Source organism: Planktothrix sp. FACHB-1355, assembly GCF_014748295.1.
GTDB lineage: Bacteria > Cyanobacteriota > Cyanobacteriia > Cyanobacteriales > Aerosakkonemataceae > Aerosakkonema > Aerosakkonema funiforme_A.
On sequence record NZ_JACJUP010001313.1, the window covers coordinates 1 to 1,782 of the forward strand.

The window sequence follows — 1,782 nt, forward strand, 5'->3', positions numbered from 1 at the left end:
GGCAAGCATCAAGCGGTTTTATGATAATTGTAAAAAGCAAATTCCTGGTAAAAAAGGATTCCCTCGCTTCAAAAAGAATGTCCGTTCAGTTGAATATAAAGGGCATTTTCCGAGAAAAAATGCTATAGCGCTACGGGACCAGGCTTCCCTAACGCCCCTATAGGTGGGGGCGCTAAAGCGCAACAACGTACCTAAAACGTACCGGAAGCAAAGATGGACTTGTCGAACTGACCCACAAATGTTACCAGTTAAGATGCAGTCGCGCTTAACACCTCTTTATACAGATGTTGGATGGATTTTGGCAAAACGTATATCGCTATTGCACGTACTTTGTTACCGTGATAACAGGCGTATTCTTCTTCCTGTTCGGCTGGTTAGCACCGCTATTTAGGCGTCCGGTAACAGCGATCGCCCTCGTTAGCTTTTTTATTGCAGGCTTAATTTTTGTTGCCCTGACCCTGAGAGCGATGCTGGGTTTAAGCCCGGTTTAGTTACGATGGTGAGAGGCATGATTCATTACTGCCAAAAAGGCAGGGTATTGTTATGGCTACAGATCGTCGGGTTTCCCGCGTTGCTGCACTAATACAGCGCGAAGTCAGCCAAATGCTGCTTAGCGGCATCAAAGATGACCGCGTGGGCGCAGGTATGGTCAGTGTGACGGATGTGGATGTTTCGGGAGACCTTCAGCACGCCAAGATATTTGTCAGTATCTATGGCACTCCGGAAGCAAAAGTAGAAACAATGGCAGGGTTAAAGGCGGCGACAGGTTATGTTCGTCGGGAACTCGGTCATCGCGTGCGTTTGCGTCGGACGCCGGAAGTCGTGTTTGTGGAAGATAAATCCCTAGAACGAGGCGATCGCATCTTATCTCTGCTCAACCGGATTGAGCAAGAACGGCGCGACCACCCTCTCCCAGAGGAGAACGATCGCCACGATCGCAAGGATAATATAGTATCGGTGGAGGAAGAGGAAGAAACTTGAAATCTTCTCAATTACCCGATATAGATACACTTTCCCTGGCAGAACAGGTAGCCCAAATGGTGGTAGTACGCGCCTCCGGTTATCTGTTCGACCATCAAATCAAGTATCCTCAATGGGAACCACCCGCAGCTAAGTTACAGCATTTCATAAGTAATCTGGGCGTGGGTGGTGTAATCTTGCTGGGGGGTAGTGCGGCGGAATTGGCATTGCGATCGCAACAACTGCAAAGCTGGGCCAAAATCCCCTTACTCGTAGCTGCCGATATCGAAGAAGGTGTCGGACAGCGCTTTTCTGCGGCTACATGGTTTCCGCCACTGATGGCAATAGGTGCAATTGCGGAAAAAGATCCCAACCTCGCTCAACATTATGCTGAGGAAATGGGAGCCATCACTGCCCAAGAAGCACTTGCGATCGGCATTAACTGGGTTTTAGCTCCTATTGTGGATGTTAACAACAATCCCGATAATCCGGTGATCAATATTCGCGCTTTTGGCGAAACACCCGCCGTCGTCTCTCAACTGGCGTCTGCTTATATCAAAGGTACGCAACGCTATCCCGTCTTAAGCACGGCCAAACATTTTCCCGGACACGGCGATACTGCTGTAGATTCGCATTTAGAATTACCTGTAATTCCTCACTCCCCCGCACGGCTAGCCGAAGTTGAACTACCGCCTTTTGCGGCTGCGATTGCGGCTGGGGTGGATACGGTAATGAGCGCTCACTTGCTGATCCCCAGTTGGGATAACAAGTTACCCGCAACTCTGTCTCCCTCTATTTTGACTGGTCAGCTGCGCCAAAATC

The 1,782-nt window shown here is 49.5% G+C and carries 3 protein-coding genes and 1 pseudogene; all 4 read left to right on the top strand.

Annotated features, from left to right (window positions below; all coding sequences use genetic code 11):
* A pseudogene (locus H6S82_RS33825) lies at positions 1-100 on the top strand (RNA-guided endonuclease TnpB family protein); the annotation flags it as partial.
* 184 nt (positions 101-284) lie between these two features.
* Positions 285-491 (top strand): DUF751 family protein, encoded by a 207-nt coding sequence (locus tag H6S82_RS31905; RefSeq protein ID WP_190475354.1) that lies wholly within the window; start codon positions 285-287, stop codon positions 489-491.
* 52 nt (positions 492-543) lie between these two features.
* A complete protein-coding gene (gene rbfA / locus H6S82_RS31910; protein WP_190475352.1) occupies positions 544-981 on the top strand; it encodes a 30S ribosome-binding factor RbfA in 438 nt (145 codons plus the stop codon).
* 56 nt (positions 982-1,037) lie between these two features.
* On the top strand, positions 1,038-1,782 hold a 745-nt coding region (locus tag H6S82_RS31915; RefSeq protein WP_277926640.1), incomplete at its 3' end, for a glycoside hydrolase family 3 N-terminal domain-containing protein.